The organism is Halolamina salifodinae, from assembly GCF_017874235.1.
Lineage (GTDB): Archaea > Halobacteriota > Halobacteria > Halobacteriales > Haloferacaceae > Halolamina > Halolamina salifodinae.
The window spans coordinates 653,937-676,717 of record NZ_JAGGLC010000001.1; the positions used below are offsets into that span (position 1 = coordinate 653,937).

A 22,781-nucleotide genomic window follows, 5' to 3' on the forward strand; every position below is an offset into this window, starting at 1 on the left:
CGGGGCGAGAACGGGCTACTCCAGCGAGACCGACCGGTCGTGGAGGTCGCGGAACCGCGCGAGCGTCGTCTCGGAGACGACGCTGTCGACGATGCCGGTGACGTGTCGGAGCTTCCGCTCCCGAGTGCGGCCGGTCAGATGGGAGAGCAGGCGGTAGAGGTTCTCCTCCTCGGCGTACATCAGCATCGTCCCGAGGCCGTCGACGACGACCCAGCCGGAGCCGTCGGCGAGGTAGCGCTCCCCGCGGGCGAACTGCATGCTGATCCCCGTCAGGTCCGAGGGCGACACGCGGTCGGCGGTCCAGCACGGGCCGTCGTAGTGCAGCGGCGACGCCGAGACGGGGACGATGCCCACGTTCGACGGGTCGCCGCCGGCCTCCCGGACGGCCGCCTCGACGGTTTTCGGCGCCCCGACCGTCACGACGAGCAGGTTCTCGTAGGCGCGTTGAGGGAGGTGTTCGATGGGCGAGTCCTGCCCGCCGAGTTTGGCCAGCGCCGCCTCACCGGGAGCGAGGTCGAGCGGACAGTTCTCCGGGGGGCTGAACTCGCTACTCGCCATCCTCGCCCTCCGTGGTGGCGCCGAATCCGCCCTCGATGCCGTCAGTGTCCGCGGCCTCCGCGAATCCCGGCGACGCGCCGGGCGTGGCGTCGTCGGCATCGAACCCGCCCGAATCGATCCGGATGAACTCCCGGGCGAACAGCCAGGCCGCACCGGCGAAACACAGCGCGGAGAGCAGGTAGACCCCCTCCGCGGGCGTGACCATCCCGAGACCTTCCTCGACGAGCGATCCCGCGGAGAACACGAGCAACGACGCCGCGAGCATGGCGACGGCTTCGGTGTACAGCAGCGTCCGGGCGTAGGCGACGACCGGGTAGAGCACCGCCAGCGAGACGGCGACGAGGACGACGGTCTGGGCGATGAGGATGTGGCTCATAGCTCCCTCCGGCCGCTCAACAGCAGGATCGCCTGTAGGCCGGTCCACGCGATGAGCGCGATGGCGACGCTGCCGAGCAGTTTGCTCGCGTCGGCGCCCATCGACGGTTCGAGGAGTTTGATCGCCGCGACGCCGAGATACGACAGCGTGATCGGGACCAGCGGCCGGACGACCCGCCCGAACGGCGCGTCCCGGTAGCCGCGGGCGGCGATGATGGCGATGGGGAGCGTCGCCGAGAGCACGACGACCTGCCCCAGCCGAAATAGCTCCGCGAGGGTTGGCACGGGGCGAATGTGGGGAGAGAGGGTGTTAGCCTTTTTGCCGCCTCAGGCCACAGGAGGGAGTCGGCGACTGCCCGGATGACAAAGCATTACTTCCCGCCCGCAACACCTGCCTCCATGGCCACACGGCGACCACCGCTGTACGGGGTCCACGAGGACCGCGGCGCGGGGTTCACCGACTTCGGCGGCTGGGAGATGCCCGTGGAGTTCGACTCCATCCGGGCCGAACACACCGCCGTCCGGGAGGCCGCCGGGATCTTCGACGTCTCCCACATGGGCGAGATTCGCGTCGAGGGCCCCGACGCCGAGACCCTGATGCAGCGACTCACGACTAACGACGTCTCCTCGATGGACGTCGGCGACGCCCAGTATTCCTGTATCACCGACGAGGACGGGATCATTCAGGACGACACGATGACCTACCGCCTCCCCGGCGACGAGTACCTGTTCGTCCCCAACGCGGGCCACGACGAGGCGGCAGAGCAGCGCTGGGTCGACTACCGCGACGCCAACGACCTCGACGCCACCGTCTCGAACGAGACGGCGGAATGGGCGATGTTCGCGGTGCAAGGGCCCGAGGCGATGGGCCTCGCCGCCGACGCCGTCGAGGATATCGACGCGCCGCTCGGTGCGGAGAGCGACGACATCCGCGACCTCTCGCGGTTCTCGGCGACCGAGGCGACCGTCGCCGGCGCCGACTGTCTGGTGGCCCGCACGGGCTACACCGGCGAGGACGGCGTGGAGATCCTCTGTGATGCCGACGACGCCGAGGCGGTCTGGGCGGCGTTCGACTGCCAGCCCTGCGGCCTCGGCTCGCGGGACACGCTCCGGATGGAGCAGGGCCTGCTCCTCTCCGGACAGGATTTCCACCCCGAGGAGAACCCCCGGACCCCCTTCGAGGCCGGCGTCGGCTTCACCGTCGACCTCGATACGGAGTTCGTCGGGCGCGACGCGCTGGCAGCCCAGAAGGAGGCCGGCGTCGAGGAGACGTTCACGGGCCTCGTCCTGCAGGAGCGCGGCGTCGCCCGCCACGGCTACGACATCACCCACGACGGCGAGACCGTCGGCGAGGTCACCAGCGGGACGATGAGCCCCACGCTGGGCGACCCCATCGCGCTGGGCTACCTCCCGACGGACCTCGCTGAGGACGGCACCGAGGTTGCGGTCGTCGTCCGCGGCACCGAGAAACGCGCTGAAGTCACCACTCCCCCCTTCATCCAATGAGCTTCGACGTACCCGACGACCGGAACTATCTCGCATCGCACGAATGGGCGACCACCGACGAGCCGATCCGGATCGGCATCTCGGATTTCGCGCAGGACGAACTCGGCGACGTGGTGTTCGTGGAACTGCCCGACGAGGGCGACACGATTGCCCACGACGAGCCGTTCGGCGTCGTCGAGTCCATTAAGGCCGTCTCGGACCTCCACGCACCGATCTCCGGCGAGGTCGTCACGGTCAACGAGGCGCTCCACGACCAGCCCGAACTGGTCAACGAGGCCCCCTACGGCGACGGCTGGCTGCTCGAAGTCGAGCCCAGCGACGAGTCGGAGTTCGAGGAGCTGATGGACGCCGACGAGTACGAAGACCAGATCGCCTGAGAAAGACCGACGAAAACGGGTTTTCCGCGCGGCCGAGTCGAGTGATCTCCGAGACGGCGTCGAAGTCGTCGTCGAAGCTGTAGAGGTACTCGATCCCCTCGCGGCGCATGTACGCGGCCATCGTCGCGTCGCCGCCAGCCCGTCGTACTGGCGGAACAGCGAGCGGCCGGCAGTGAAGTCGCTGACCGGCCACACGTTCCTGTGCAACCACCCCCCGTCGCGCGCCGGAGTCGGCACGTCTTTGTCCCCGAAGTTCCATCCCTCGAACGATGAGCCACCGCAGTTCTCACCACGGAGGCGGACGATGAGCGGGAGCCCGTACGCCCCCCACACCGACGCCGAGACGGCAGCGATGCTCGACGCCGTCGGCGCCGCCGACGAGGCGGAACTGTTCGACATCCCGGACCCCGTCGCGTTCGACGGCGAGTTCGGGATCGAGTCCCGGAGCGAGCAGGCGCTCCGCCGGGAGCTTTCCGGCCTGCTGGCCGAGAACGACGACCTGACGGAGTTCCTCGGCCGCGGCCACTACGAGCACTACGTCCCGAGCGTCGTCGACAGCCTCTCGAAGCGCTCGGAGTTCCTGACCTCCTACACCCAGTACCAGCCGGAGATCACGCAGGGGTTCCTGCAGGCGCTGTTCGAGTATCAGTCGATGCTGGTCGAACTCACCGGCCTCGAAATCGCCAACTGCTCGATGTACGACGCCGCGACGGCGCTGGGCGAGGCCGCGCTGCTCGCCGACCGCGTGCGCAGCGCCGACGGCGAGGTCGTACTCGTGCCAGAAACCCTCCGCGAGGGCAAGCGCTCGGTGCTGGCCAACTACGTCGACGGCGCGGCCCTCCGGGTCGAGGAGTACCCGACCGAGGAGGGAACCGCCGACATCGACGCCCTCGACGACGCGGTGGGCGAGGAGACGGTGTTCGTCTACGCCGAGACGCCGACCGTTCGGGGCTGTATCGAGCCAAACCTCGCCGGGATCGGCGAGATCGCCGACGCGGCGGGCGCGCTGTTCTGTCTGGGCTCGGACCCCGTCGCGCTCTCGATCCTCGAGGAGCCAGCGAGCGTCGGCGCCGACGTGGTCGTCGGCGAGGCCGGCGTGCTTGGCCTCCCTGCATCCTACGGCATGGGACTCGGCCTCTTCGCCTGCAAGGAGGAGTTCCTCCGGCAGGTGCCGGGGCGACTCGTCGGCGCCAGCGAGGACACCGAGGGGACGCGAGCGTACACGCTGACGCTCCAGACCCGCGAGCAGCATATCCGGAAGCAGCGCGCCACCTCGAACATCTGTACGAACCAGGCGTGGGTCGCGCTCCGGGCGGCGATGCACGCCGCGTATCTGGGCGCCGACGGCCTCGTCGATCTCGCGGAGGACTGCGTGACGCTCGCCCAGGATCTCGCCCAGGACATCGACGACATCGTCGGCCTGCGCGCGCCGGTCGACGACCGGCACCAGTTCCGAGAGTTCGTCGTCGGGACGGATCAGCCCGCACAGGCCGTCGCCGACGACCTCGAAGCGGAAGGGTTCGCGGTCCACGTGATCGGCCAGCACCGACTGCAGGTCTGTGTCACCGACGCCAACGCCCACGCCGCGGATGATCTGGTCGCGGCGTTCGAGGAGGTGGCAGCATGAGCGAGCAGAATCGCGAGCCGGGACGCACGTACGACCAAGCCACCTACGCGGTCAGCGACGACGAGAACGAACCGCTGCTGACCGAGAAGCGCAGCGACACCGTCGAACCCGGCGACGCACTGCCCGACGACCTGACCCGGGACGAACTCACGCTCCCCAACCCCGAGGAGCCGGAGCTCGCCCGGCACTACACCCGGCTCTCCCAGATGAACTGGAGCATCGAGTCCGGCCCGTACCCGCTGGGCTCGTGTACGATGAAGTACAACCCGCCGGTTACCGAGGACGTCGCCGCCGACCCGAACGCGGCGGTCCACCCCGACCGCTCGGCGGACTCGATTCAGGGGACGGTCGGCCTGCTTGCGGGCCTGCAGGACTACCTCGGCCGCATCGGCGGGATGGACGCCGTGACGCTCCAGCCACCCGCTGGGGCGGCGGGCGAGTTCACCGGTATCGCCGTCGCTCGTGCCTACCACCGCGCGAACGGCGAGGACCGCAGCGAGGTGCTGATCCCCAGTTCCGCCCACGGGACGAACTTCGCGACGGCCGCGCTGGCGGGCTACGACGTGGTCGAACTCCCCTCCGGGGAGGACGGCCGGGTCGACATGGAGGCCTTAGAGGCCGCCGTGTCGGAGGACACGGCAGCGCTGATGCTCACCAACCCCAACACGGTGGGGCTGTTCGAGCGCGACATCGAGGCTATCGCCGACGTGGTCCACGACGCCGGCGGCCTGCTCTACTACGACGGCGCGAACCTCAACGCCCTGCTTGGCCGGGCGCGGCCCGGCGACATGGGGTTCGACATCATGCACTACAACGTCCACAAGACGTTCGCGACGCCCCACGGCGGCGGCGGACCGGGTGCCGGCCCGGTTGGGGTCACCGAAGAACTCGAACCGTACCTCCCGAACCCCCGCGTCGCGGAGACCGGCTCGGGCTACGAACTGGTCGAGAGCGAGGACGCCATCGAGCGCGTCCACGGCTTCCAGGGCAACTGGCTGGTGCTCGTGAAGGCGTACGCCTACATCGCCCGCCTGGGTGACTCGGGGCTCGCCGACGCCAGCGCGAAGTCGGTGCTGAACGCGAACTACCTCGCCGGGCAGGTGGATCTGGCGGTGCCGTACGGCCCGTTCCACCACGAGTTCGCCGCGACGGCCGGCGACGCCGCCGCTGCGGACGTGGCAAAGCGGATGCTCGACTTCGGCGTCCACCCGCCGACGACGAACTGGCCGGAGATGGTGCCCGAGGCGATGCTCACCGAACCGACGGAGATCGAGAGCAAGCAGTCCCTGGACGATCTGGCGGCGGCGTTCGACGCCGCGCTGGGGTCGACGGCGGAGGAGCGCCACGACGCGCCGAGTCGGACGACTGCCCGGCGGATCGACCAGACGAACGCCGCGCGGGACCCGCGGCTCTCGTGGCAGGCACTGGACGGGGAGTAGCTCGGAGAACGGGTCGGCGTTTTAAGCGGTCTGCGCGGTGCTGATGCCGTCGATCTGAATGAAGCCGTAGTCGCAGTCCTCACACTGCCACTTGACCTTCTTCCCGAGGTGGACGTTCATCGCCGCGGTCTTCCAGAACGTTCGGGTGCCGCCACAGTCGGGACAGTCGTGTTCGGCTTCGAGGCTCATGGCCGCGGAGTTGGGTCGTGGGCGTGTTGAAGATATCGCTTCGATGGTTTGGCGTCGTTTGGGCTGTTGCCTGGGTTTTCGGATGGGTATCGCGCTACCGAAGCAGCAACAGCATCTCGCTCGTTGGCAAATTGTGACCGCAGAGTGCCGGGCACGAGGCCCGGTCACCAGAAATCTCCGATTTCTGGTTGGCAGACGAGAATCGGAGATTCTCGTCAACGTCGCAGGAAGGCGCCGCCTTCCTGCTGGCAAACGGGAGCTTCGCTCCCGTTAACGGCACAGTACCGATTCCCCATTCCTCCCCCCGCGCTCGCCGGGCGCTGGCGAGCGCGAGGCGTCCACCGCCACCGCAGCCAGCGGTGGCGCGCAACGTGAGCAGGGCGAGAGCGAAGCTCTCGCTGGCCGTGCGGGCGACGCACGGGTCGCCCGCACAACGCGTCGGCGCGAACGAGCGCGCGAGGGTCCCGCGAGCGGGGCGGAACCGAAGGTTCCGCTGGCGGGGAGGAGCGAAGCCCCTCGGGCAACCGAAAGCCAGCGGCTTTCGGTGACAGCCGGCGGCGACGCCGCCGGCGACGAAGCGAGTGGGACCACGAGGGAGTGATACGAGAGGCGCTCCGCGCCTCTTGGCATCGCCAGAAGGCAGCGCCTTCTGGCTAGCAGCCGAGAATCTCCGATTCTCGGCGACATGACGAGAGAGCTTTGCTCTCTCGAACCACTTGCTCCCCCGGAGGACGAACGACCGAACGGGAGTGAGTCGGTTGGGGAGGCTGTGGCCGCGGTGCAGGGCGGTGCGGTCACAGGAGGTCATGGGAACTCCGCGGTGCTGTTCGGGGTCCCAGCCGTGGTCCAGGTGCAGTCACCAACATCGAATAGGCCACCGTAACAAGCTACTTCCCACAGCGAACCCAAACGGAATCCATGTCCATCACCCTGTACGCACTGGACGGCTGCCCCTGGTGTGAGAAGGCCCACGACGCACTCGAAGGTGCCGGCGTCGAGTACGACACCGTCTGGGTCGACGCGCTCCACTCCGAGCGCAACGAGGTCGCCCGCGTGAGCAATCAGCGCAGCGTCCCCGTCCTCGTCGACGAGGACCACGGCGTCACGATGGGTGAGAGCGCGAACATCGTCGAGTACGTGGAGCAGACCCTCGCGTGACGGTCTACACCGGTCGTGGCGACGAGGGCCAGACGGACCTCGGCAACGCCGAACGCGTCTCGAAGACCAGCCACCGCATCGAAGCCTACGGCACCGTCGACGAGGCCAACGCCCTCGTCGGCCGCGTGCGCCCGACGGGCTACGACGACGTCGACGCCCAACTCAAGCAGGTCCAGAACTGCCTCCACGTCGTGCAGGCGGAGTTCGCCAACCCCGACACCGGCGAGGACGACCCCCAGATCGACGCCTCGGATGTCGACGATCTGGAAGACTGGATCGACGAGGCTGACGAGGAGCTGGAACCGCTCACCTCCTTCATCCTCCCCGGCGGCGGCGACGCCGGCGCGCGCCTGCATCAGGCCCGCGCGGTCACGCGCCGCGCGGAGCGCCGCGCCGTCGCCCTGGGCGAACAGGAGCGCGAGTCCGTCAACGCCGAGGCGATCCGGTACCTGAACCGCCTCTCGGACTACCTGTTCACGGTCGCCCGCCTCGTGAATCAGCGCGAAGGGGTGCCCGAGGAATCGCCGACGTACTGAGCCGGCCTCAAGGCTTTTGACCTTTCGAGAGCAACATCGGGTATGGCGAGTCACTTCGAGGACGCACGCTACTACATGGGTCGTGCGGTCGACCACGCCAAGGCCGGCATCAAGGAGGAGCTCGAGCCCCTAGAGGAGCGGGTCCGAGAGCTCACCGGCACCGAGAACGAGCCCGAACCGAGTCGGCTGGAGAAGCTTCAGGGCGACCTGAAAGAGCTCGAGGGCCGTGCCGAGGGCGAAGCCCGCGAGGCCGTCGAAAGCGCTCGCGGCCGGCTGGCGGCGTACCGCGAACAGCGCGAGGAGTAGCCGTCCCGAGACAGTACGCTTAAGTCCGCCCTCGCCTTCATTTTGGGTGAAGGGTCGGTGGTCTAGTCCGGTTATGACGGCTCCTTCACACGGAGCAGGCCCCAAGTTCAAATCTTGGCCGACCCACTTTCTTTCGACGCCACGACCGAGAGCGCCTGCGCCGTCTCTGGGATCCGGGAACTGGTCGGGACCCTCGAAAGGGTCGGCCGAGAACGGCCGATTCCGACCTCGATCACCCCAACACCCAACCTTCCGCCCACCCATCGATCACCATGGATCGCCGACAGTTCGTCCTCGCCGGGACCGGCCTGCTGACCGCGCTCGCCGGCTGTAACGGCGACGGGGCACCGCCGACCGGGACCACAGCGTCGCCCAGTGAGTCGCCGACCCCGACGCCGTCGCCGACAGAGACGGAGACCGGCACCGAAACCGAACAGGAGCCACCCGAGATCCCCGACTCGATTGGCCTCGAGACCGTCGCCACGGGAATGGGGACCCCACTGGACATGATCGACGTGCCCGACTCGGACCTGTGCTACGTCGCCCAGCAGGGCGGCGCCGTCAGCGTCCTCGAGGGTGGGAGCCTGCGCCCGACGCCGCTACTGGACATCAGCGACGGACTCTCCCGGGGGTACGAGAAGGGGCTGCTCGGCATCGCACTCCACCCGAACTTCGCCGAGAACCGCCGGCTGTTCGTGCGCTACTCGGCGCCGCCGGACGACTCGACCCCCGACGGCTACAGCCACCGGTTCATCCTCGCGGAGTTCGAGGTGGGCACCGACGGCTATCAGGCCGACCCCGACTCGCGGACCGGCCTGCTGACCATCGACCAGCCACAGGCCAACCACAACGCCGGCTCCGTGCTGTTCGGGCCGGACGGCTACCTCTACGTCGGCGTCGGCGACGGCGGCGCCGCCAACGATCAGGGCACCGGCCACGTCGACGACTGGTACGACGCCGTCGGCGGCGGCAACGGGCAGGACGTGTCCGAGAACCTCCTCGGCAGCATTCTCCGCCTCGACGTCGACGACCGATCGCCGAATCGGGGGTACAGCGTCCCGGACGACAACCCACTCGTCGGCGGGGACGGCCGCGACGAGCAGTACGCCTGGGGGTTCCGGAACCCCTGGCGACTGGCGTTCGACGGCGAGGACCTCTACGCCGGGGACGTGGGGCAGAACCGATACGAGGAGGTCGATCTGGTCGAGAAGGGTGGCAACTACGGCTGGAACGTCAAAGAGGCCACCCACTGTTTTCAGGCCGATAGCTGCCCCGACGAGACGCCGCCGGACGTGCGCGGTGGCGAACCGCTGCTGGATCCGGTGATCGAGTACCCGCAGGGCGACGCGCCCGTCTCGGGCGTCTCAGTCATCGCGGGGAACATCTACCGCGGCGACGAACTTCCGTCACTGCAGGGTCGGTTCCTGTTCGGCGACCTCGCTCCGGAGGGTCGGCTGTTCGTCGCCCACCCCCGCGAGTCGGGGCTCTGGGAGACCGAACCGCTCCCCATCGCCGCCGACGACGCCGGAAAGATCGAACAGATCTTCGACATGGACCGGATCGGCGGCGAGATGTACGTGCTCGGGCGCGGCGCCGACGGCGGCGGCGTGTTTCGGGTCGTCGCCTGAATCGGAGACAGAAAACGGACCGTCAGCAGTCGATGGTCGGGTTCCAGCGGGCGAACAGCCCGTTTGGGTTGGGTTTGCGCCAGAGCGTGAGTTCGTAGTGGCGCCCCATCCCCTCGAAGTAGCCGTCGATGGGCCCCTTCATCGACTGCCCCACCAGCGAAGGCCGGGAGTCGACTTCGTCGACCGGCATGAACCACTTCACGCCGACGAGCTGTCGGCCGTTCTCGGTGCTCTCGTAGAGCAGCGACTGGAAGTTGCTGTGGTAGAGCGTGCCCGAACTGTTGAAGGGGTCCGACCCGGAGAGGAAGTTCGTGCCCTCCGCGCCGTTGGTGCCCACGCGACAGCTTCCGCGCCGGGAGAAGCCCGTCTGCTGGGCGGTCTGGACATCCTCGAACGTCCGAGTCGCGAAGCCCACGTCGGTGTACTGTGTCGCGTAGGCCGGCGGCGTGATGTCGGGGTTGAACGTCGCGAACGTCCCTTCGGGGTTGTCCGCGAACAGCCACGCCCGGAGCGCGTACTGCTCTGGCTGGCGGGCGCGCAGGCCCTGCTGGGGGCCCTGGAACGTCTCGCCGAACAGGGTTGGCGCCTGATCGACCGCCGACGTCGGGACGGACCACTCGGCGCCGAGCAGGTCGTACCGACCCTGATCGTTGATCTGGTAGAACAGCGCGTGTGGGCGGAGCGGGTCGACTTCGTCGTCGGCCACATCCGGGTTCGTGAAGTGGACGCCCATCCCGGCGGAGCCGTCGTCGTTGGCGACGTACTCCATCGTGTTGGTGTAGCCGTCCTCCCACGCGGTCAGCGCGTCGGAGTACTGCTCCAGTTCCGCGGTCGTCTCGTCGATGTCGCCGACCGGTTCGGGCGTCGCCGTCGACACCGCCGTCGGGGTCGGCGACGATTCAGTCGACGACTCGGTGTCGGTCTCGGTGTCCGTCGACTCGCCGAACCCGCAGCCGGCGAGGCTCGTCGCGGCTCCGGCCGCGACCATCCCTCGCAGCACCTTTCGGCGTGATGTAGGATCATCTGCCATGCACCATAGTAGCTTTTGGGAGCCACATAAGGTTACTCCCGAAATCACCGAAGATTTATATCCCATTTATGCCACCACCCAGTATCTTTATCCAATCTGAAGCACAACCCGTGAGGTATGGAAGATAGTAACATACAAGAAGTATCCATCGGCGAGGAGGAGCGCCGAGACTTCCTCAAACTGCTCGGGCTAACCGGGAGCGTCGGGGCTGCGAGCCAGTTCTCCCTGAGCGACATCCGGAGCGCGCTCGGAAGCGGCACGTCCTCGGAGCTCGCCGCGATGGGCGAGGCGATCCGGGCCGACCTCACGGGCACCGTCGACGCCGACGTGCTCGCGAACTCGATGACCGGCGTCGCGACCGCCGTCGAGACGCTCCCCGACGTGCGGGCGGCCGGCTTTCCAGCCGAGGAGGCCACACCGTATCAGGAGCTGACCGAGCCGGCGTGGGAGGCCTACCGACACCTCTCGGACATCGGCTTCTTCGCCAGCGCCGAAGAACACCTGCCGGCCTACACGAGCGAGGGGCTCGCGACGACGACCGAGGAACTCGTCCGCGCCGAACCGCTCACGGCGACGTTGAGCGAAGCAGGGTTCAGCGAACAGGAGATCACCGCAACGGTGGCCAGCGTCACGAGCCAGCAGGAGCTGCTCAAACACTGGGTGCCGGCAAGCGACCTGCCGGCGGACATCAACGAGTTCGACCCCGCGAACGTCGGCCCGCTGCACAAGCGTGCCGCCGGCGGGGCGCTACTCTGGATCGACGGCCTCGACGACCACCTCTGGCGGAACAAGGTGCTGGTCAGCGAGCAGATGTACGACCAGGGGGTCCAGCACACCAAGACGATGCTGGGCGGTCTGCACCTGATGACGGCCGCGGCCCACGACATCGCCGGGGCGGGCGAGTTCGACGACGCCCACCTCGCGGCCGGCCTCGCCGGCGGGGCCGCGATCATGATCGCCGGCCAGGAGAACATGGCTGGGGACGTATACCGAATCACCGACGAGATGCGGGCTGACGGAGGCTTCTAACAATGACTGACCTATCGAACGACAAGGCGGTGCAGGCGGTCAAGAACACGAAGATCCAGAAGAAAGACGAGTTCTTCGTGGTCGACTCGCCCATCGACGAGCCGGTGACCGAGACCCACGCGGCCGACATGATCCCGGAGAAGGACGTGACCCAGGAGATGCTCACCGGGTCCTCCGCGAACGCGAACGCGTGGCTGATGTACGGTGGCGGCTACGAACAGCAGCGTCACACCAGCGCCGACACCATCACGCCGGAGAACGTCGACGGCCTCGAACTGGAGTACCTGTTCCAGACCGGGACCGGGAGCGGCGAACTCGAAGGCTCCCCGGTCGTCGTGCCGGGCGACCCGCCGGTGATGTACCAGACCAACGGGCCGAACCACGTCAAGGCGCTCAACGCCCGGACGGGCGACGTGCTCTGGAGCTACACCTACGCCAACCCGAACAACATCCGGCCCTGCTGTGGGCTGAACAACCGCGGGGTCGCGGTGTACCAGGACAAAGTCTACATGACCACGCTGGACGCCAACCTCGTCGCCCTCGACCGCTACACCGGCGAGCAGCAGTGGAGCTACAACTCCGGCGACCCGGCCAAGGGCTACTCCAACACCGAGGCGCCCGTCGTCTACGACGGGAAGGTCATCATGGGCAGCGCCGGCGGCGAGTTCGGCGTGCGTGGCTACGTCGACGCCGTCGACGCCGAATCCGGCGAGCAGGTCTGGCGCCGCTGGACGGTGCCGGAGGACCAGTGGATCGACGACTCCTGGCAGAACGGCGCCGCGACGGTCTGGATGACGCCCTCCATCGACCCGCAGTCCGACACCATCTACGCGCCGACGGGCAACCCCGGCCCCGACGTTTGGGCCGGCGTCCGACCGGGGCTCAACCCCTACTCCGACGGAACGCTCGCCATCAACTCCTCGGACGGTTCCGTGGAGTGGCACTACAACGAGAGCCCCCACGACTGGTGGGACTACGACTCGCCGTCGCCGCCCATCATCTTCGACGAGGAGGTCCGGGGAAGCGAGCGGCGGCTCGTGATGAGCGCCGGGAAGGTCGGCTGGCTGTTCACCATGGACGCCGAGAACGGCCAGCTAATGGAGCGCTCCGAAGCGTTCGGCCAGATGCTGAACACGTTCGACCTGCCGCCGGCCGAACTCGAGGACTCGCCGTGGATCATGCCGTCGGCCGACGGCGGCGCGGAGTGGAACCCCGTCTCCTACGACCCGAACTCCCGCACGGCGTTCGTCAAGGCGATGAACTACCCGAGCAAGTTCCAGTGGGACCGCGAGGAGTACGAGGAAGGGCGCCTCTACCTCGGCGGCGGCTTCACCGTCGCCCCCGAGATGGACGACGCCGACTACCCCTCCGAGGACGACTGGAACCGCAAGCTCGGCGTCATGAGCGCCGTCGACCCGATCAGCGGCGAGGTCAAGTGGCGTGACTGGTACGACGAGTACTCGATGGGTGGCTCCATGACTACCGCGTCGGGGCTGGTGTTCACCGGGAACGGCAGCGGCGAGTTCATCGCCTACGACGTCGAGTCCGGCGAGCGCCTCTGGCAGTTCAACCTCGGCGCCTCCGTCAACGCCTCCCCGGTTAGCTGGTACGACCCGGGCACCGAGAAGCAGTACGTCGCCGTGCAGGCTGGCGGTGGCGGCCTTCGCTCCCACAAGACCGGCGACGCCGTCGCCGTCTTCTCGATGGAAGCGTAAGGCCCCGCCTGCCGGATTTCCTCGCACAGCGCGGAAACCGACGCGGTCCGGATTTCTTTCTTGCAGCACGATACTGACGGCGACGTAATCGCGACGCCAATCCAGATCGTCGACGCCGAGCGCTATCGCTAGGCGGCGAGAGAGAACTACAGAAAGGTGGTCGGTCAGCGAAGCGACTGGCTCAGTTGTCCCAGTCTTCCCACGACACGGAGCCCTCCTCGACGATGCGCTGGCTGTCGGGGAGTTCGCCGTCGGGCGGGCTACCCTCCTCGGCAGGGCCGCCGGGCGCACAGACCACGATCCGGCCGATCATGCCCAGACCCTTGTGCGGGATGCAGAAGTAGTCGTACGTGCCGGGCTCGGTGAACGTGTAGTTCCACGAGGCGCCGTCGCTCTGCAGGATCCCGCTGTTGAACGGCTCAGCGGCCTCGGGGATTCGGGTCACGTCGGAGGAGTCCAGATCCTCGTGGTAGCTGGTGGCCGAGTGGCCGCTGGTGTCGTTGACGAACTCGACGGTATCACCGGGGCTGACGAACAGCCCGATCGGGTCGAAGTAGAACGGGCCGTGGCCGGCGCCACCCATCAGCACGGTGTGGGTCTCGCCGCCTTCCTCACACGAGACTTCAGTCGCGGTCGGCGTCGCGGTGTCCGTCGGCGCCGCCGTCTCGGTCGGGGTGTCGGATGCGGGCTCGGTCGCCGTCGAATCGCCGCCGGAACAGCCTGCCAGCGCCACGGTCCCGGCCGTCACCGATCCGGAGACCAGTTTGAGATAGTTCCGTCTGGTTCGATCCATGGCGACAGTATGAACGTTAGGCTGTTACACCTTTCGTTAGAGACATCTCGTGCCCATCATTGACGGATCCGGGAACCGAGTGACCGTAACGCATAGACAGGTCAGGCCCACACATTGGGTAGTGTTCCCACGCTCGGACGGCCAGCGTCTCAGCACCCTTCGCGAGCCCACATACACGGGTGCGAACCGGTGTATCCCGTGTACGGTCGTCAACCTCGTGCTGGCGGCCGCGCTCGCGGTCGCCGTCGCGGCCGTCTGGCCCCCGCTGGCGCCGGTCGTGGCCCTGCTCTCGCTGGCAAGTATCTACCTCCGGGGCTATCTCGTCCCCGGAACGCCGACGCTCACGAAGCGCTACCTGCCCGACCGGATGCTCGCGTGGTTCGGGAAACCCACCGAACGGTCCCGAACCGACCGCGGGGACCGCGGGCCGCGGCTCACCACCGACCTCGGCCCGGAGTCGGCACTCCGGGAGGCCGGAGTGCTGGAGACAGTTCCCGCCAACGAGGCGGACGAAGCCGACGGAACGCGCCTCTCCTCCGAGTTCCGGACAGCGTGGGTCGACGCGCTCGAAGCTCTGGAGACGGCAGACGTGGCCGACGGCGTTCGGGCGACGTTCGGCGACGCCGCCGAGACGACGCCCGTCGGCGGCGACCTGACGACCGTCGTCGACGGCGAGCGACTGGTCGGCTGGGAGACTGACGCGTCGCTCCGGGCCGACATCGCCGCCGCCGAACTGCTCGCCACGCGGGACGCCGACTGGGAGACACTCGGCGGACCCGACCGACAGGAACTGCTCTCGACGCTACGGGCCTATCTCGACCGGTGCCCGGACTGCGGCGGCACGGTCGAACTGACGGAGTCGCTGGTCGAGTCCTGCTGCCGGCCGGCCGACCGAACGGTCACCGCGCAGTGTGTCGACTGTGGGACGATGCTGCTGGACGTTGGAGAGAGGGCCTGAGAGGCCGGTTCGGGGCGAGCGGTGTAGCCGGGCCGTCGCGTACGCGCCGCGGGGAGTGTGCGAAGCTATATCTCCCTGTGAGCCAACAGCTCTGGCAGTGACCCTCCAGACCCTCCAGCCGGCAACCCCGGCCCGATCCGAGGTGGCCCGATGAGTCTCGCCGCCCTCGACGACATCGACGACGCCATCGCCGCCACCCGCGCGCTGCTCTGGCCGTTCGACCTCGGCCGCTGGGCACGGCTCGCGTTCGTCGTGTTCTTCCTCGGCGGCGCCGGCACCGTCAACCCCTTCCAGTTCACCGGCAACACCGGCACCGGGATGCCGACCGACCCCGGGGGGAGTCCCGGGTTCTGGGAGTTCATCAACTCCATCAGCCCCCGCGAGTGGGCGATCATCGCCGGCGTCGTCGGCGCCATCCTGCTGATCGCGCTCGTGTTCGGCTTCATCGGCGCGGTGATGGAGTTCGTGTTCGTCGAGTCGCTCCGGCGCGAGCGCGTCTCGATCCGGGCGTACTGGGGCGAGCGCTGGCGGCAGGGCGCCCGCCTGCTGGGCTTCCGGATCGTGGTCGGCCTGCTCACGCTGGGAGTCGGCGGCGGCGCGCTCGTGGCCGCGTTCTGGCCGCTGTTGGCCGGCGTCGAAGGGTTCTCGCTCGCGCTGCTGGCGGTCGGCGGCGCCGTGTTCGTCGCGGTCACGTTCGGTGGGAGCCTCGTCACCGGCCTGACGACCCAGTTCGTCGTCCCGGTGATGATCGCCGAGGACCGCGGCGTGCTCGGCGCCTGGCGGCGATTCTGGCCCACACTGACCGGCGAGTGGAAAGAGTACCTCGCCTATCTCGTCGTGCGGTTCGTGTTGGGCATCGGCATCGCGATGGTCGTCGGCATCGTCAGCGTCGTGGCCGCTATCGCGCTGGCGATCCCGGTCGGCGTCGTCGCGCTGGTCGGCGTCGCCCTGCTCTCGGTCTCGTCAATCGCCGGCTGGGCGATCATCGGCGTCGCGGCAGCGCTGTTCGCGCTCTGTCTGTTCGTGCTCTCGCTGTTCCTCGCCGTCCCCGTCCAGACGTTCGTGCGCTACTACGCGCTGCTCGTGTTGGGCGACACCGAGGACGCGTTCGACCTGATCCCGGAGCGTCGCCAAGCGATCCGCGGCGGCGACGCGTCCGGTGCGGCCCCGGTCGGCGACAAACGGTAAGGACCCCCAGGCCGAAGCCCGGTCCATGTACGAACAGATCTTCATCGGCGTCGACGGGAGCGAGGAGTCAGAGCGGGCAGCCAAACGCGGGATCGAACTCGCGTCGGCGTTCGACGCGTCGGTGACCGCGCTCCACGTCGTCGAGACGTCGACGCTCGACCTCGCCCGGGACGAGGAGGCCTCTTCGATCCGGACGAACCGCGAGACGGTGTTCTCGGGTGTCGAGGCCGCCGCCGAGGACGCCGGCCGGCCGGTCGCGACCGAAGTGGTCGAAGGCTCGCCTGCCAAACGGCTGACCGAGCGCGCGTCCGACTCCGGGGCCGACCTCGTCGTCCTCGGCCGACAGGGTGCGAGCGGCATCGGCGAGCGCCTGCTCGGCAGCGTCACCGAACGGGTGCTGAGCCACGGCGACGTACCCGTGTTCGTCGTCCCGGGCGAGGCCGAGCCCTCGGCCGACTACGACCGCCTGCTGGTCCCCACCGACGGGAGCGAGAACGCCGAGGCGGCGCTCCCCTACGCCGGCGCGTTCGCCGGGCGCTACGGCTCCGCGGTCGACGTGCTGAACGTCGTCGACCTCCAGGAAGCCGGCGGCGCGTTCGATGCCGGCGGCCTGCGGGAGTCGTTCGTCGAGCGCCTCGAGTCCGAGGGCGAGGCCGCCGCCGAGCGTGCCGCGGCCGCGGTTCAGGAGGACGCCCCGGACGCCGACGTGGAGACCGTCGTCGAGCGAGCCAGGACCCGGAGCGCCGCCGAACTGATCCGTGACCGCGTCGCGGACCGCGGGATCGATCTGGTGGTGATGGGCTCCCGGGGGCGCTCCACGGTCGAGCAGAAACTGCTGGGCAGTGTCGCCGCGGGCGTGCTCCAGACCGTCGACGTGCCGGTGCTGGTCGCTCCCGAGGCCTGATCAGCTCTCGACGCCCGTGATCTCGAGGCGGGCGCCGCCGGCCCCGCTTTCGGTCGCCGCGACCGACCAGCCGTGGCTCTCGGCGATGGTGGCGACGATGTCGAGCCCGAAGCCGGTACCGTCGGTCGAGGTAGAGTAGCCCGGGTCGAACACCGCCTCGCGTTCGTCCTCGGGGATGCCGGGCCCGTCGTCGGCGACGTAGAAGCCGTCCGGGAGGTCGCCGACCGTGATCACGGCGTCGGGGGCGGCGTGCTCTATCGCATTTCCGAAGAGGTTCTCGAACAGCTGCTGGAGCTGATCCGGATCGGCGTTCACCCGCAGGTCGGTCGTCACGGTTAGCTCGGCGTCGCCCGTTTCGACGGTGCCCCACGCCGCCGCGGCAACCGTCGCCACGTCGACCGGTTCGACTTCGAGGGCGGCGTCGCCCTCGCGGGCGAGCGTGAGCAGGTCGTCGATCAGCGACTCCATCCGGTCGAGCGCGCTGCCGAGATCCGCGAGATGCTCGCTCTCGGCCTCGTCGGCGAGCAGGCCGAACCGGCCCTGCGCGACCTGCAGCGGGTTCCGGAGGTCGTGGGAGACCACGCTCGAGAACTCCGCCAGCCGCTCGTTCTGGCGCATGAGCTCCTCCTCGCGGGCCTTCTGTTCGGTGATGTCCCGGTCCAGCGCGACGAACCGGTCCTCGCCGTCCAGATCCAGCCGGATCAGGTGGACCTCGACGGGGAACGTCGAGCCGTCGGCGCGCTCGAGCCGTCCTTCGAACCGCCGGGGCGTGTCCGGGGGGAGCTCCCGCCAGAACGACCGGGAGCGCTCGGGGTCGGCGGTAGCGTCGACATCCCAGACGTTCTTCCCGACGAGTTCGGACGGCCCGTAGCCCAACTCCTCCTGGGCGCGTTGGTTGGCCTCGACGATGGTGCCGGCGGCGTCGTGGACGACGACCAGATCCGGCGATAGCTCGAACAGCGCTTCCAGATGGTTCCGGCTGGCCCGGAGCTGTTCCTGTCTGGCTCGGCTGCGGGTCACGTCCTCATGGAAACCGGCGTACAGCACCACCTCGCCATCGTCGTCGCGGATCGGTGCGATCCGGACCCGGTTCCAGAACATGACGCCGTCGGTCCGGTAGTTCCGGATCTCGAGGGTGATCGGCTCCACGTTCTCGATGGCCTCGCGTAGCTTGTCGACCTGCGCCTCGCTGGTGTGTTCGCCCTGCAGGAACCGACAGTTGCGGCCAAGCACGGCCGCGCGGTCGTAGCCCGTCATCTCGAGAAACCGGGTGTTGGCGTAGACGATGGGGTTGTCCGGCTGATCCGGGTCCGTGAGCACGACGCCCGTCGGCGCCTCGTCGAGCGCACGGGCTTTCAGGCGGAGTTCGCTGTCCGCACCCGCCTCGCGGTCGATCTCCTGCACGATACAGACGTGGCCGCCGTCCTCCATCTGTGTCAGCACCAGTTGCTCTGGCACGGGGTCGCCGTCCTTGGTGACGCCAGTGGCGACGCCACGCCAGACCCCGCAGTCCTCGAGTTCGGGCAGGATCAGGTCGTGGAACCGCGCGGCCTCCTCCTCGGGGTAGAGCACGTCCCAGTGCTCGCCGATCAGTTCGTCACGGTCGCGGTCGTACACCGCGGCGTAGGCCTCGTTGACGTACTGATAGACGCCGTTCTCGTCGATGATGCCGATCCCCTCCTCGGCGGACTCGATGGCGAGAAACCCCCGGCGGACCTGCTGTTCGGCCCAGTGTTTCTCCACGAGGTTCTCGACGTTGTTCGCCAGCACGGGGTACTCCTCGGGGCCCCCCTTCTGGAGGTACTCGTCGACGCCGGCCGAGATAGCGCGGCTGGCGATCTCCTCGCTGCCCTTCCCGGTGAACAGCACGAACGGGATCTCGAACCCCGCGTCCCGAACGCGTTCCAGCAGTTCGAGGCCGTTCACCCGCGGCATGTCGAAGTCGCTGACGACACAGTCGTACTCGTCGTCCGAAAGCGCCGCGACCGCCTCGGTCGGGTCGGTCAGCGTCCTGATCGTCGCGTCGTCCAACTCCCGCGCCAAGAACTCCGCCGTCATCTTCGCCATCGTCTCGTTGTCGTCGACGATCAAGACATCGATGCGACGATTGCCCGCGTCGAAGGGGGTCCGCTCGCTGAGGGGAGCCGTCGCCATAGGTCGGGATTGTTTCTCGACTGTATAAATAACCGCCTCCGGCTATCAGATCCAAAACTCCGACGGAGGGGGCCCAGAATCCCATCAGCAGGCATTTAACCGCCGCGTGGTTGGCTTTCGGTATGGATCCCGGGGAGCTACCCACAGCGCCCGAGGAGTTCTACCGGACGCTCGTGGAGAACGCCGCCGAGGGGATGCTGACCATCGACGCCGAGAGCCGGATCGTCTACGCCAACCCCGCTATCGAGGAGATCCTCGGCTACCAGCCCGAGGAGCTGATCGGGAGTTCGAAGATGCAGATCATCCCCGAACGCCTCCAGTCGGTGCACGCCGAGGCGCTCGCGGCGTACGTCGAGACCGGCGAGCGCCACATCGACTGGAACGGGATGGAACTCCCCGCACTCCACAAGGACGGCCACGAGGTACCGACGCTGATCAGCCTCCGGGAACACGAGTACGGCGGCGAGCAGTACTTCACGGGGATCATCCGTGACGTGAGCGACCGCCGGGAGCGCGAGGCGGAGCTACAGGCACAGAAAGAGCGACTGGACCAGTTCGCGGACATTCTCGCCCACGACATCCGCAACCCCCTCTCGGTCGCCGCCGGCTACACGGAGATCGCCCGCGATGAGTACGACGCGCCGGAGTTGGAACGCGTCGCCGACGCGCTCGGGCGGATCGAGGGGCTGATCGACGACGTGCTCGTGCTCTCGAAACAGGGCCAACAGATCGGCGAGACCGAACGGGTGAGCCTCAACGCCGCCGTCCGCGAAGCGTGGGATAGCACGGCTGCTGACGGCGCGACACTCGAAGTCGAGGGGCGTCTGGGCTCGGTCGATGCGGACCGAAGCCGGTTCCGCGAACTGCTCACGAACCTCTTCGGGAACGCTGTCGAACATGGTTCGACGGGCAGTCAGACGGGGTCTGACGACGCTGTCGAACACGCCGCCCCGGACACCACCGTCACGGTCGGTCCGCTCCCGGACGGCTTCTACGTCGCCGACGACGGGCCCGGCGTTCCGGAAGAGATCCGGGAGAACGTGTTCGAGCACGGCTACTCCACCCGGGAGTCGGGAACCGGGTTCGGGCTCTCCATCGTTCGCCAGATCGCCGAGGCCCACGGCTGGGAGATCAGCCTGACCGAGAGCGAGGCCGGCGGCGCCCGCTTCGAGATCCGGACCGGCGACTGACCGCACCCTTCTTGCGCCGGCACGCCAACCACCGAGCGTGACCCGAGTCTGCTGGGCGTGTGGCGCCCGCACCGACGACGACAGCCGCGTCCGGTGTGACTGCGGCGAACCGCTCTGGCTCGAAACCGACCCCGATTCCGTCCCCGACTCCTGGCCCACGAGCGTCGAGTCGATGTGGGATGTGCTCCCCCTGCTGGGCGTGCCGGCACCCGACGTGCCCGCGGGCCTCCCGACCGCTGCGGGCGGGACGCCGCTCCTGCGCACCGACTCGCTCGACACCGAGGGTGTCCGCGTCCACGTGAAGCCCGAGGGGCTGAACCCCACGGGGAGCTTCAAGGACCGCGGAACGGCCTTCGGCGTCGCCGCCGCGCTGGAACGCGGCGAGCACCGGATCGGCACCGTCTCGCACGGGAACATGGCCGAGAGCGTCGCCGCCCACGCCGCCGCGGCGGACATGGACTGCACCGTGCTGGTACCCGCGGACATCGCCGACCAGCGGTTGGCCGCCATCGCGCGCTACAGTCCGCGGCTGGTCCGGGTCGACGGCGACTACGGTCGACTCTACTACGAGTCCCTGGCGGTGGGCCAAGACGCCGGCGTGCGGTTCCTGAACAGCGACGCCCCGTGGCGCGTCGCCGGGCAGGCGACGACGGCGCTGGAGATACTGACGCAGTTCGCGAACCGGGGCGGAGGTTCACCCGATGCACTCGTCCTCCCGGTCAGCAGCGGCGGCCACGCCAGCGGCACCTGGCAAGCCGTCCGGACGCTGACGGAGGCCGGCCTGCTCGAGGCGGCGCCGAAACTCTGCTTCGTGCAGGCGGCCGCCTGCGCGCCCATCGCGGCGGCGTTCGCGCGCGGCGACGACACGGTGACGGCCGTCGAGGGCGGCGAGACCATCGCCTACTCCATCGCCAACGCGGACCCGCCCAGCGGGGGCCGGGCGCTCGCGGCCGCGAGAGCCACCGGCGGCGCCGTCGTCGCCGTCGAGGACCCGGCCATCGAGCGGGCGGGCAAGCGCTTCGCGGCTGCCGGGCTGGCGGTGGAACCGGCCTCGGCGACGACGCTGGCCGCAGTCGAACGGCTCCGCGAGGACGGGGTTCTCGACGACGGCGACGAGGTGGCGTTGGTCGCGACCGGCCGCGGGTTCGGCGACGCCGGCGCGGCCGTCGACGCCGACCGGGTCGACCTCTCGGCGCTTGGGTCGCTGTTCGACGCGGGCGCGAGTCGCTGATTCCGGGTTGGGCCGTTCCCTGCGCTCGCCGCATCACCTTTGTAACAGGAAGGTGAACTGACCGGTCATGAGCCTGATCGCCGAACTCCGAATCTCGGGTGAGTCCTTCGCCCTGGGAGAGGCGCTCGCGGCGGCGCCGGGGATGCGCGTCGAGACCGAGTACAGTGTCCCGGCGCCCGCAGGCCCCATCGTGTTCGTCTGGGCGTGGGGCGGCGAGTTCGAGCCGTTCGAGGCGTCGCTGCCAGAGGACCCGACGGTACAGGAGTTCGACCTGATCGAGGGCGGCGGCGACCGACGGCTCTACGAGATCGTGCTCGACGACGGCCCCGCGCTCATCGATCCGGCGCCGCTGCACCGACAGACCAGCGCCTCACAGCTCAGGATGGTAACACTGGCCAACTGCGCGATCATCACCGAACGCCTCCCGGATCGTGACTCGCTCAGCGAGTATATCCGCCTCTGTCGGGAGCACGGCTACGAGGTCGAACTGCTCCGGGCCTACCCCGCTGACGACCAGCACGGCAGGTACGACCTCTCGGAGAAACAGGCCGCGGCGCTCCGGGCGGCGCTGGACGCCGGCTACTTCGAGACCCCGCGAAAAACGGACTTGGGAACACTGGCCGCGGCGTTCGACATCTCCGAGCAGGCGCTCTCCGAGCGACTCCGCCGCGGCGTCGCCGCCGTCCTGGAGTCGACGGTCGGCGAACTCGAGGGGAATGCGCGCCACGGCGCCGGCATCGACGCCGAAGCGGTCGACCAGTCCGAGTCGGATCTGCTGTCGAACTAATCCAACCCGCCGGGGAGAATATATAAAACCCGGAGCACACAAGCCCAAAGACTACCAAGGGTCCGAACCTACCGATCATATGTCCACCGGCGCACCAGCGTCG

Annotated in this window: 23 protein-coding genes, 1 tRNA gene and 1 pseudogene; 17 read left to right on the top strand and 8 right to left on the bottom strand. The window is 68.6% G+C overall.

Annotated features, from left to right (window positions below; all coding sequences use genetic code 11):
• Positions 1 to 15 precede the first annotated feature (15 nt).
• Genes J2753_RS03490 through J2753_RS03500 form a run of 3 tightly spaced genes read right to left on the bottom strand, consistent with a single transcriptional unit; the run spans position 16 to position 1,218 of the window.
• Positions 16 to 558 carry a DUF7504 family protein gene (locus tag J2753_RS03490; RefSeq protein ID WP_209490472.1) on the bottom strand — a complete coding sequence of 181 codons (543 nt, stop codon included), beginning with the start codon at positions 556 to 558 and terminating at the stop codon, positions 16 to 18.
• Positions 548 to 934, bottom strand: a complete 387-nt coding sequence (locus tag J2753_RS03495; RefSeq protein ID WP_209490473.1) for a hypothetical protein — start codon at positions 932 to 934, stop codon at positions 548 to 550. Before J2753_RS03495 ends, J2753_RS03490 begins: the two co-directional genes overlap by 11 nt.
• Entirely contained in the window at positions 931 to 1,218 is a 288-nt protein-coding gene (locus J2753_RS03500; protein WP_209490476.1) for a hypothetical protein, read from the bottom strand. Before J2753_RS03500 ends, J2753_RS03495 begins: the two co-directional genes overlap by 4 nt.
• 114 nt (positions 1,219 to 1,332) lie before the next feature.
• Here J2753_RS03500 and gcvT point away from each other — a divergent pair, with 114 nt between their 5' ends.
• Positions 1,333 to 2,439: a glycine cleavage system aminomethyltransferase GcvT gene (gcvT, locus tag J2753_RS03505; RefSeq protein WP_209490478.1), complete on the top strand. Its 1,107-nt coding sequence runs from the start codon at positions 1,333 to 1,335 to the stop codon at positions 2,437 to 2,439.
• Entirely contained in the window at positions 2,436 to 2,816 is a 381-nt protein-coding gene (gene gcvH / locus J2753_RS03510) for a glycine cleavage system protein GcvH (RefSeq protein ID WP_209490480.1), read from the top strand. Before gcvT ends, gcvH begins: the two co-directional genes overlap by 4 nt.
• A gap of 10 nt (positions 2,817 to 2,826) precedes the next feature.
• On the opposite strand, the pseudogene J2753_RS14660 reads toward gcvH, so the two are convergent.
• Positions 2,827 to 2,975 (bottom strand): annotated as a pseudogene (locus tag J2753_RS14660) (VapC toxin family PIN domain ribonuclease); the annotation flags it as partial.
• Between the two features lie 145 nt (positions 2,976 to 3,120).
• On the opposite strand from J2753_RS14660, the gene gcvPA reads away from it, so the two are divergent.
• Positions 3,121 to 4,443, top strand: a complete 1,323-nt coding sequence (gcvPA, locus tag J2753_RS03515) for an aminomethyl-transferring glycine dehydrogenase subunit GcvPA (protein WP_209490482.1) — start codon at positions 3,121 to 3,123, stop codon at positions 4,441 to 4,443.
• Complete coding sequence (gene gcvPB, locus J2753_RS03520; RefSeq protein ID WP_209490484.1) at positions 4,440 to 5,882, top strand: aminomethyl-transferring glycine dehydrogenase subunit GcvPB; 1,443 nt, start codon at positions 4,440 to 4,442, stop codon at positions 5,880 to 5,882. The genes gcvPA and gcvPB overlap by 4 nt, the downstream gene beginning before the upstream one ends.
• Before the next feature lie 21 nt (positions 5,883 to 5,903).
• Here gcvPB and J2753_RS03525 read toward each other — a convergent pair whose 3' ends face one another.
• On the bottom strand, positions 5,904 to 6,071 hold the full coding sequence (locus J2753_RS03525) for a DUF7838 family putative zinc beta-ribbon protein (RefSeq protein ID WP_209490486.1): 168 nt from the start codon (positions 6,069 to 6,071) through the stop codon (positions 5,904 to 5,906).
• A gap of 918 nt (positions 6,072 to 6,989) precedes the next feature.
• On the opposite strand from J2753_RS03525, the gene J2753_RS03530 reads away from it, so the two are divergent.
• The 5 genes from J2753_RS03530 (at position 6,990) to J2753_RS03550 (ending at position 9,699) form a co-directional block, all read left to right on the top strand.
• The gene (locus tag J2753_RS03530; protein WP_209490488.1) at positions 6,990 to 7,229 is read left to right on the top strand and encodes a glutaredoxin family protein; all 240 of its coding nucleotides are present in this window, start codon (positions 6,990 to 6,992) and stop codon (positions 7,227 to 7,229) included.
• On the top strand, positions 7,226 to 7,765 hold the full coding sequence (locus J2753_RS03535) for a cob(I)yrinic acid a,c-diamide adenosyltransferase (protein WP_209490490.1): 540 nt from the start codon (positions 7,226 to 7,228) through the stop codon (positions 7,763 to 7,765). The genes J2753_RS03530 and J2753_RS03535 overlap by 4 nt, the downstream gene beginning before the upstream one ends.
• 42 nt (positions 7,766 to 7,807) lie before the next feature.
• A complete protein-coding gene (locus J2753_RS03540) occupies positions 7,808 to 8,071 on the top strand; it encodes a DUF7553 family protein (protein WP_209490492.1) in 264 nt (87 codons plus the stop codon).
• 51 nt (positions 8,072 to 8,122) lie between these two features.
• Positions 8,123 to 8,197: transfer RNA gene (locus J2753_RS03545), tRNA-Val, on the top strand.
• Positions 8,198 to 8,343: 146 nt separating this feature from the next.
• On the top strand, positions 8,344 to 9,699 hold the full coding sequence (locus J2753_RS03550; RefSeq protein ID WP_245334416.1) for a PQQ-dependent sugar dehydrogenase: 1,356 nt from the start codon (positions 8,344 to 8,346) through the stop codon (positions 9,697 to 9,699).
• 22 nt (positions 9,700 to 9,721) lie between these two features.
• Here J2753_RS03550 and J2753_RS03555 read toward each other — a convergent pair whose 3' ends face one another.
• Positions 9,722 to 10,729 carry a twin-arginine translocation signal domain-containing protein gene (locus J2753_RS03555; protein WP_209490494.1) on the bottom strand — a complete coding sequence of 336 codons (1,008 nt, stop codon included), beginning with the start codon at positions 10,727 to 10,729 and terminating at the stop codon, positions 9,722 to 9,724.
• A gap of 117 nt (positions 10,730 to 10,846) precedes the next feature.
• Between J2753_RS03555 and J2753_RS03560 the strand changes: the two genes are divergently transcribed.
• The gene (locus tag J2753_RS03560) at positions 10,847 to 11,758 is read left to right on the top strand and encodes a hypothetical protein (protein WP_209490496.1); all 912 of its coding nucleotides are present in this window, start codon (positions 10,847 to 10,849) and stop codon (positions 11,756 to 11,758) included.
• A 2-nt stretch (positions 11,759 to 11,760) separates the two neighbouring features.
• Positions 11,761 to 13,473 carry a pyrroloquinoline quinone-dependent dehydrogenase gene (locus J2753_RS03565; RefSeq protein WP_245334417.1) on the top strand — a complete coding sequence of 571 codons (1,713 nt, stop codon included), beginning with the start codon at positions 11,761 to 11,763 and terminating at the stop codon, positions 13,471 to 13,473.
• Between the two features lie 181 nt (positions 13,474 to 13,654).
• On the opposite strand, the gene J2753_RS03570 is transcribed toward J2753_RS03565, so the two are convergent.
• Entirely contained in the window at positions 13,655 to 14,266 is a 612-nt protein-coding gene (locus J2753_RS03570; protein WP_209490498.1) for a plastocyanin/azurin family copper-binding protein, read from the bottom strand.
• Positions 14,267 to 14,387: 121 nt separating this feature from the next.
• Here J2753_RS03570 and J2753_RS03575 point away from each other — a divergent pair, with 121 nt between their 5' ends.
• The 3 genes from J2753_RS03575 (at position 14,388) to J2753_RS03585 (ending at position 17,316) form a co-directional block, all read left to right on the top strand.
• Positions 14,388 to 15,224 (top strand): hypothetical protein, encoded by an 837-nt coding sequence (locus J2753_RS03575; RefSeq protein WP_209490500.1) that lies wholly within the window; start codon positions 14,388 to 14,390, stop codon positions 15,222 to 15,224.
• A 150-nt stretch (positions 15,225 to 15,374) separates the two neighbouring features.
• Positions 15,375 to 16,412, top strand: a complete 1,038-nt coding sequence (locus J2753_RS03580; protein WP_209490502.1) for a DUF7544 domain-containing protein — start codon at positions 15,375 to 15,377, stop codon at positions 16,410 to 16,412.
• 25 nt (positions 16,413 to 16,437) lie between these two features.
• Positions 16,438 to 17,316 carry a universal stress protein gene (locus tag J2753_RS03585; protein ID WP_209490503.1) on the top strand — a complete coding sequence of 293 codons (879 nt, stop codon included), beginning with the start codon at positions 16,438 to 16,440 and terminating at the stop codon, positions 17,314 to 17,316.
• On the opposite strand, the gene J2753_RS03590 is transcribed toward J2753_RS03585, so the two are convergent.
• On the bottom strand, positions 17,317 to 19,470 hold the full coding sequence (locus J2753_RS03590; RefSeq protein ID WP_209490504.1) for a PAS domain S-box protein: 2,154 nt from the start codon (positions 19,468 to 19,470) through the stop codon (positions 17,317 to 17,319).
• Positions 19,471 to 19,592: 122 nt separating this feature from the next.
• On the opposite strand from J2753_RS03590, the gene J2753_RS03595 reads away from it, so the two are divergent.
• The 3 genes from J2753_RS03595 to J2753_RS03605 all read left to right on the top strand — a co-directional run bounded on the left by J2753_RS03595 (position 19,593) and on the right by J2753_RS03605 (position 22,678).
• Positions 19,593 to 20,660: a two-component system sensor histidine kinase NtrB gene (locus tag J2753_RS03595; protein WP_209490505.1), complete on the top strand. Its 1,068-nt coding sequence runs from the start codon at positions 19,593 to 19,595 to the stop codon at positions 20,658 to 20,660.
• 37 nt (positions 20,661 to 20,697) lie between these two features.
• Positions 20,698 to 21,891 carry a threonine synthase gene (locus J2753_RS03600; RefSeq protein ID WP_209490506.1) on the top strand — a complete coding sequence of 398 codons (1,194 nt, stop codon included), beginning with the start codon at positions 20,698 to 20,700 and terminating at the stop codon, positions 21,889 to 21,891.
• A gap of 67 nt (positions 21,892 to 21,958) precedes the next feature.
• The gene (locus J2753_RS03605; RefSeq protein ID WP_209490507.1) at positions 21,959 to 22,678 is read left to right on the top strand and encodes a helix-turn-helix domain-containing protein; all 720 of its coding nucleotides are present in this window, start codon (positions 21,959 to 21,961) and stop codon (positions 22,676 to 22,678) included.
• The last annotated feature ends 103 nt before the right edge of the window (positions 22,679 to 22,781 follow it).

What these genes read in the sequence shown, in the direction of transcription:
- J2753_RS03490 (WP_209490472.1), bottom strand. Translation starts at nt 558, where the DNA reads ATGGCGAGTAGCGAGTTCAGCCCCCCGGAGAACTGTCCGCTCGACCTC.
- J2753_RS03495 (WP_209490473.1), bottom strand. Translation starts at nt 934, where the DNA reads ATGAGCCACATCCTCATCGCCCAGACCGTCGTCCTCGTCGCCGTCTCG.
- gcvT (WP_209490478.1), top strand. Translation starts at nt 1,333, where the DNA reads ATGGCCACACGGCGACCACCGCTGTACGGGGTCCACGAGGACCGCGGC.
- gcvH (WP_209490480.1), top strand. Translation starts at nt 2,436, where the DNA reads ATGAGCTTCGACGTACCCGACGACCGGAACTATCTCGCATCGCACGAA.
- gcvPA (WP_209490482.1), top strand. Translation starts at nt 3,121, where the DNA reads ATGAGCGGGAGCCCGTACGCCCCCCACACCGACGCCGAGACGGCAGCG.
- gcvPB (WP_209490484.1), top strand. Translation starts at nt 4,440, where the DNA reads ATGAGCGAGCAGAATCGCGAGCCGGGACGCACGTACGACCAAGCCACC.
- J2753_RS03525 (WP_209490486.1), bottom strand. Translation starts at nt 6,071, where the DNA reads ATGAGCCTCGAAGCCGAACACGACTGTCCCGACTGTGGCGGCACCCGA.
- J2753_RS03530 (WP_209490488.1), top strand. Translation starts at nt 6,990, where the DNA reads ATGTCCATCACCCTGTACGCACTGGACGGCTGCCCCTGGTGTGAGAAG.
- J2753_RS03540 (WP_209490492.1), top strand. Translation starts at nt 7,808, where the DNA reads ATGGCGAGTCACTTCGAGGACGCACGCTACTACATGGGTCGTGCGGTC.
- J2753_RS03550 (WP_245334416.1), top strand. Translation starts at nt 8,344, where the DNA reads ATGGATCGCCGACAGTTCGTCCTCGCCGGGACCGGCCTGCTGACCGCG.
- J2753_RS03555 (WP_209490494.1), bottom strand. Translation starts at nt 10,729, where the DNA reads ATGGCAGATGATCCTACATCACGCCGAAAGGTGCTGCGAGGGATGGTC.
- J2753_RS03560 (WP_209490496.1), top strand. Translation starts at nt 10,847, where the DNA reads ATGGAAGATAGTAACATACAAGAAGTATCCATCGGCGAGGAGGAGCGC.
- J2753_RS03565 (WP_245334417.1), top strand. Translation starts at nt 11,761, where the DNA reads ATGACTGACCTATCGAACGACAAGGCGGTGCAGGCGGTCAAGAACACG.
- J2753_RS03570 (WP_209490498.1), bottom strand. Translation starts at nt 14,266, where the DNA reads ATGGATCGAACCAGACGGAACTATCTCAAACTGGTCTCCGGATCGGTG.
- J2753_RS03580 (WP_209490502.1), top strand. Translation starts at nt 15,375, where the DNA reads ATGAGTCTCGCCGCCCTCGACGACATCGACGACGCCATCGCCGCCACC.
- J2753_RS03585 (WP_209490503.1), top strand. Translation starts at nt 16,438, where the DNA reads ATGTACGAACAGATCTTCATCGGCGTCGACGGGAGCGAGGAGTCAGAG.
- J2753_RS03590 (WP_209490504.1), bottom strand. Translation starts at nt 19,470, where the DNA reads ATGGCGACGGCTCCCCTCAGCGAGCGGACCCCCTTCGACGCGGGCAAT.
- J2753_RS03595 (WP_209490505.1), top strand. Translation starts at nt 19,593, where the DNA reads ATGGATCCCGGGGAGCTACCCACAGCGCCCGAGGAGTTCTACCGGACG.
- J2753_RS03605 (WP_209490507.1), top strand. Translation starts at nt 21,959, where the DNA reads ATGAGCCTGATCGCCGAACTCCGAATCTCGGGTGAGTCCTTCGCCCTG.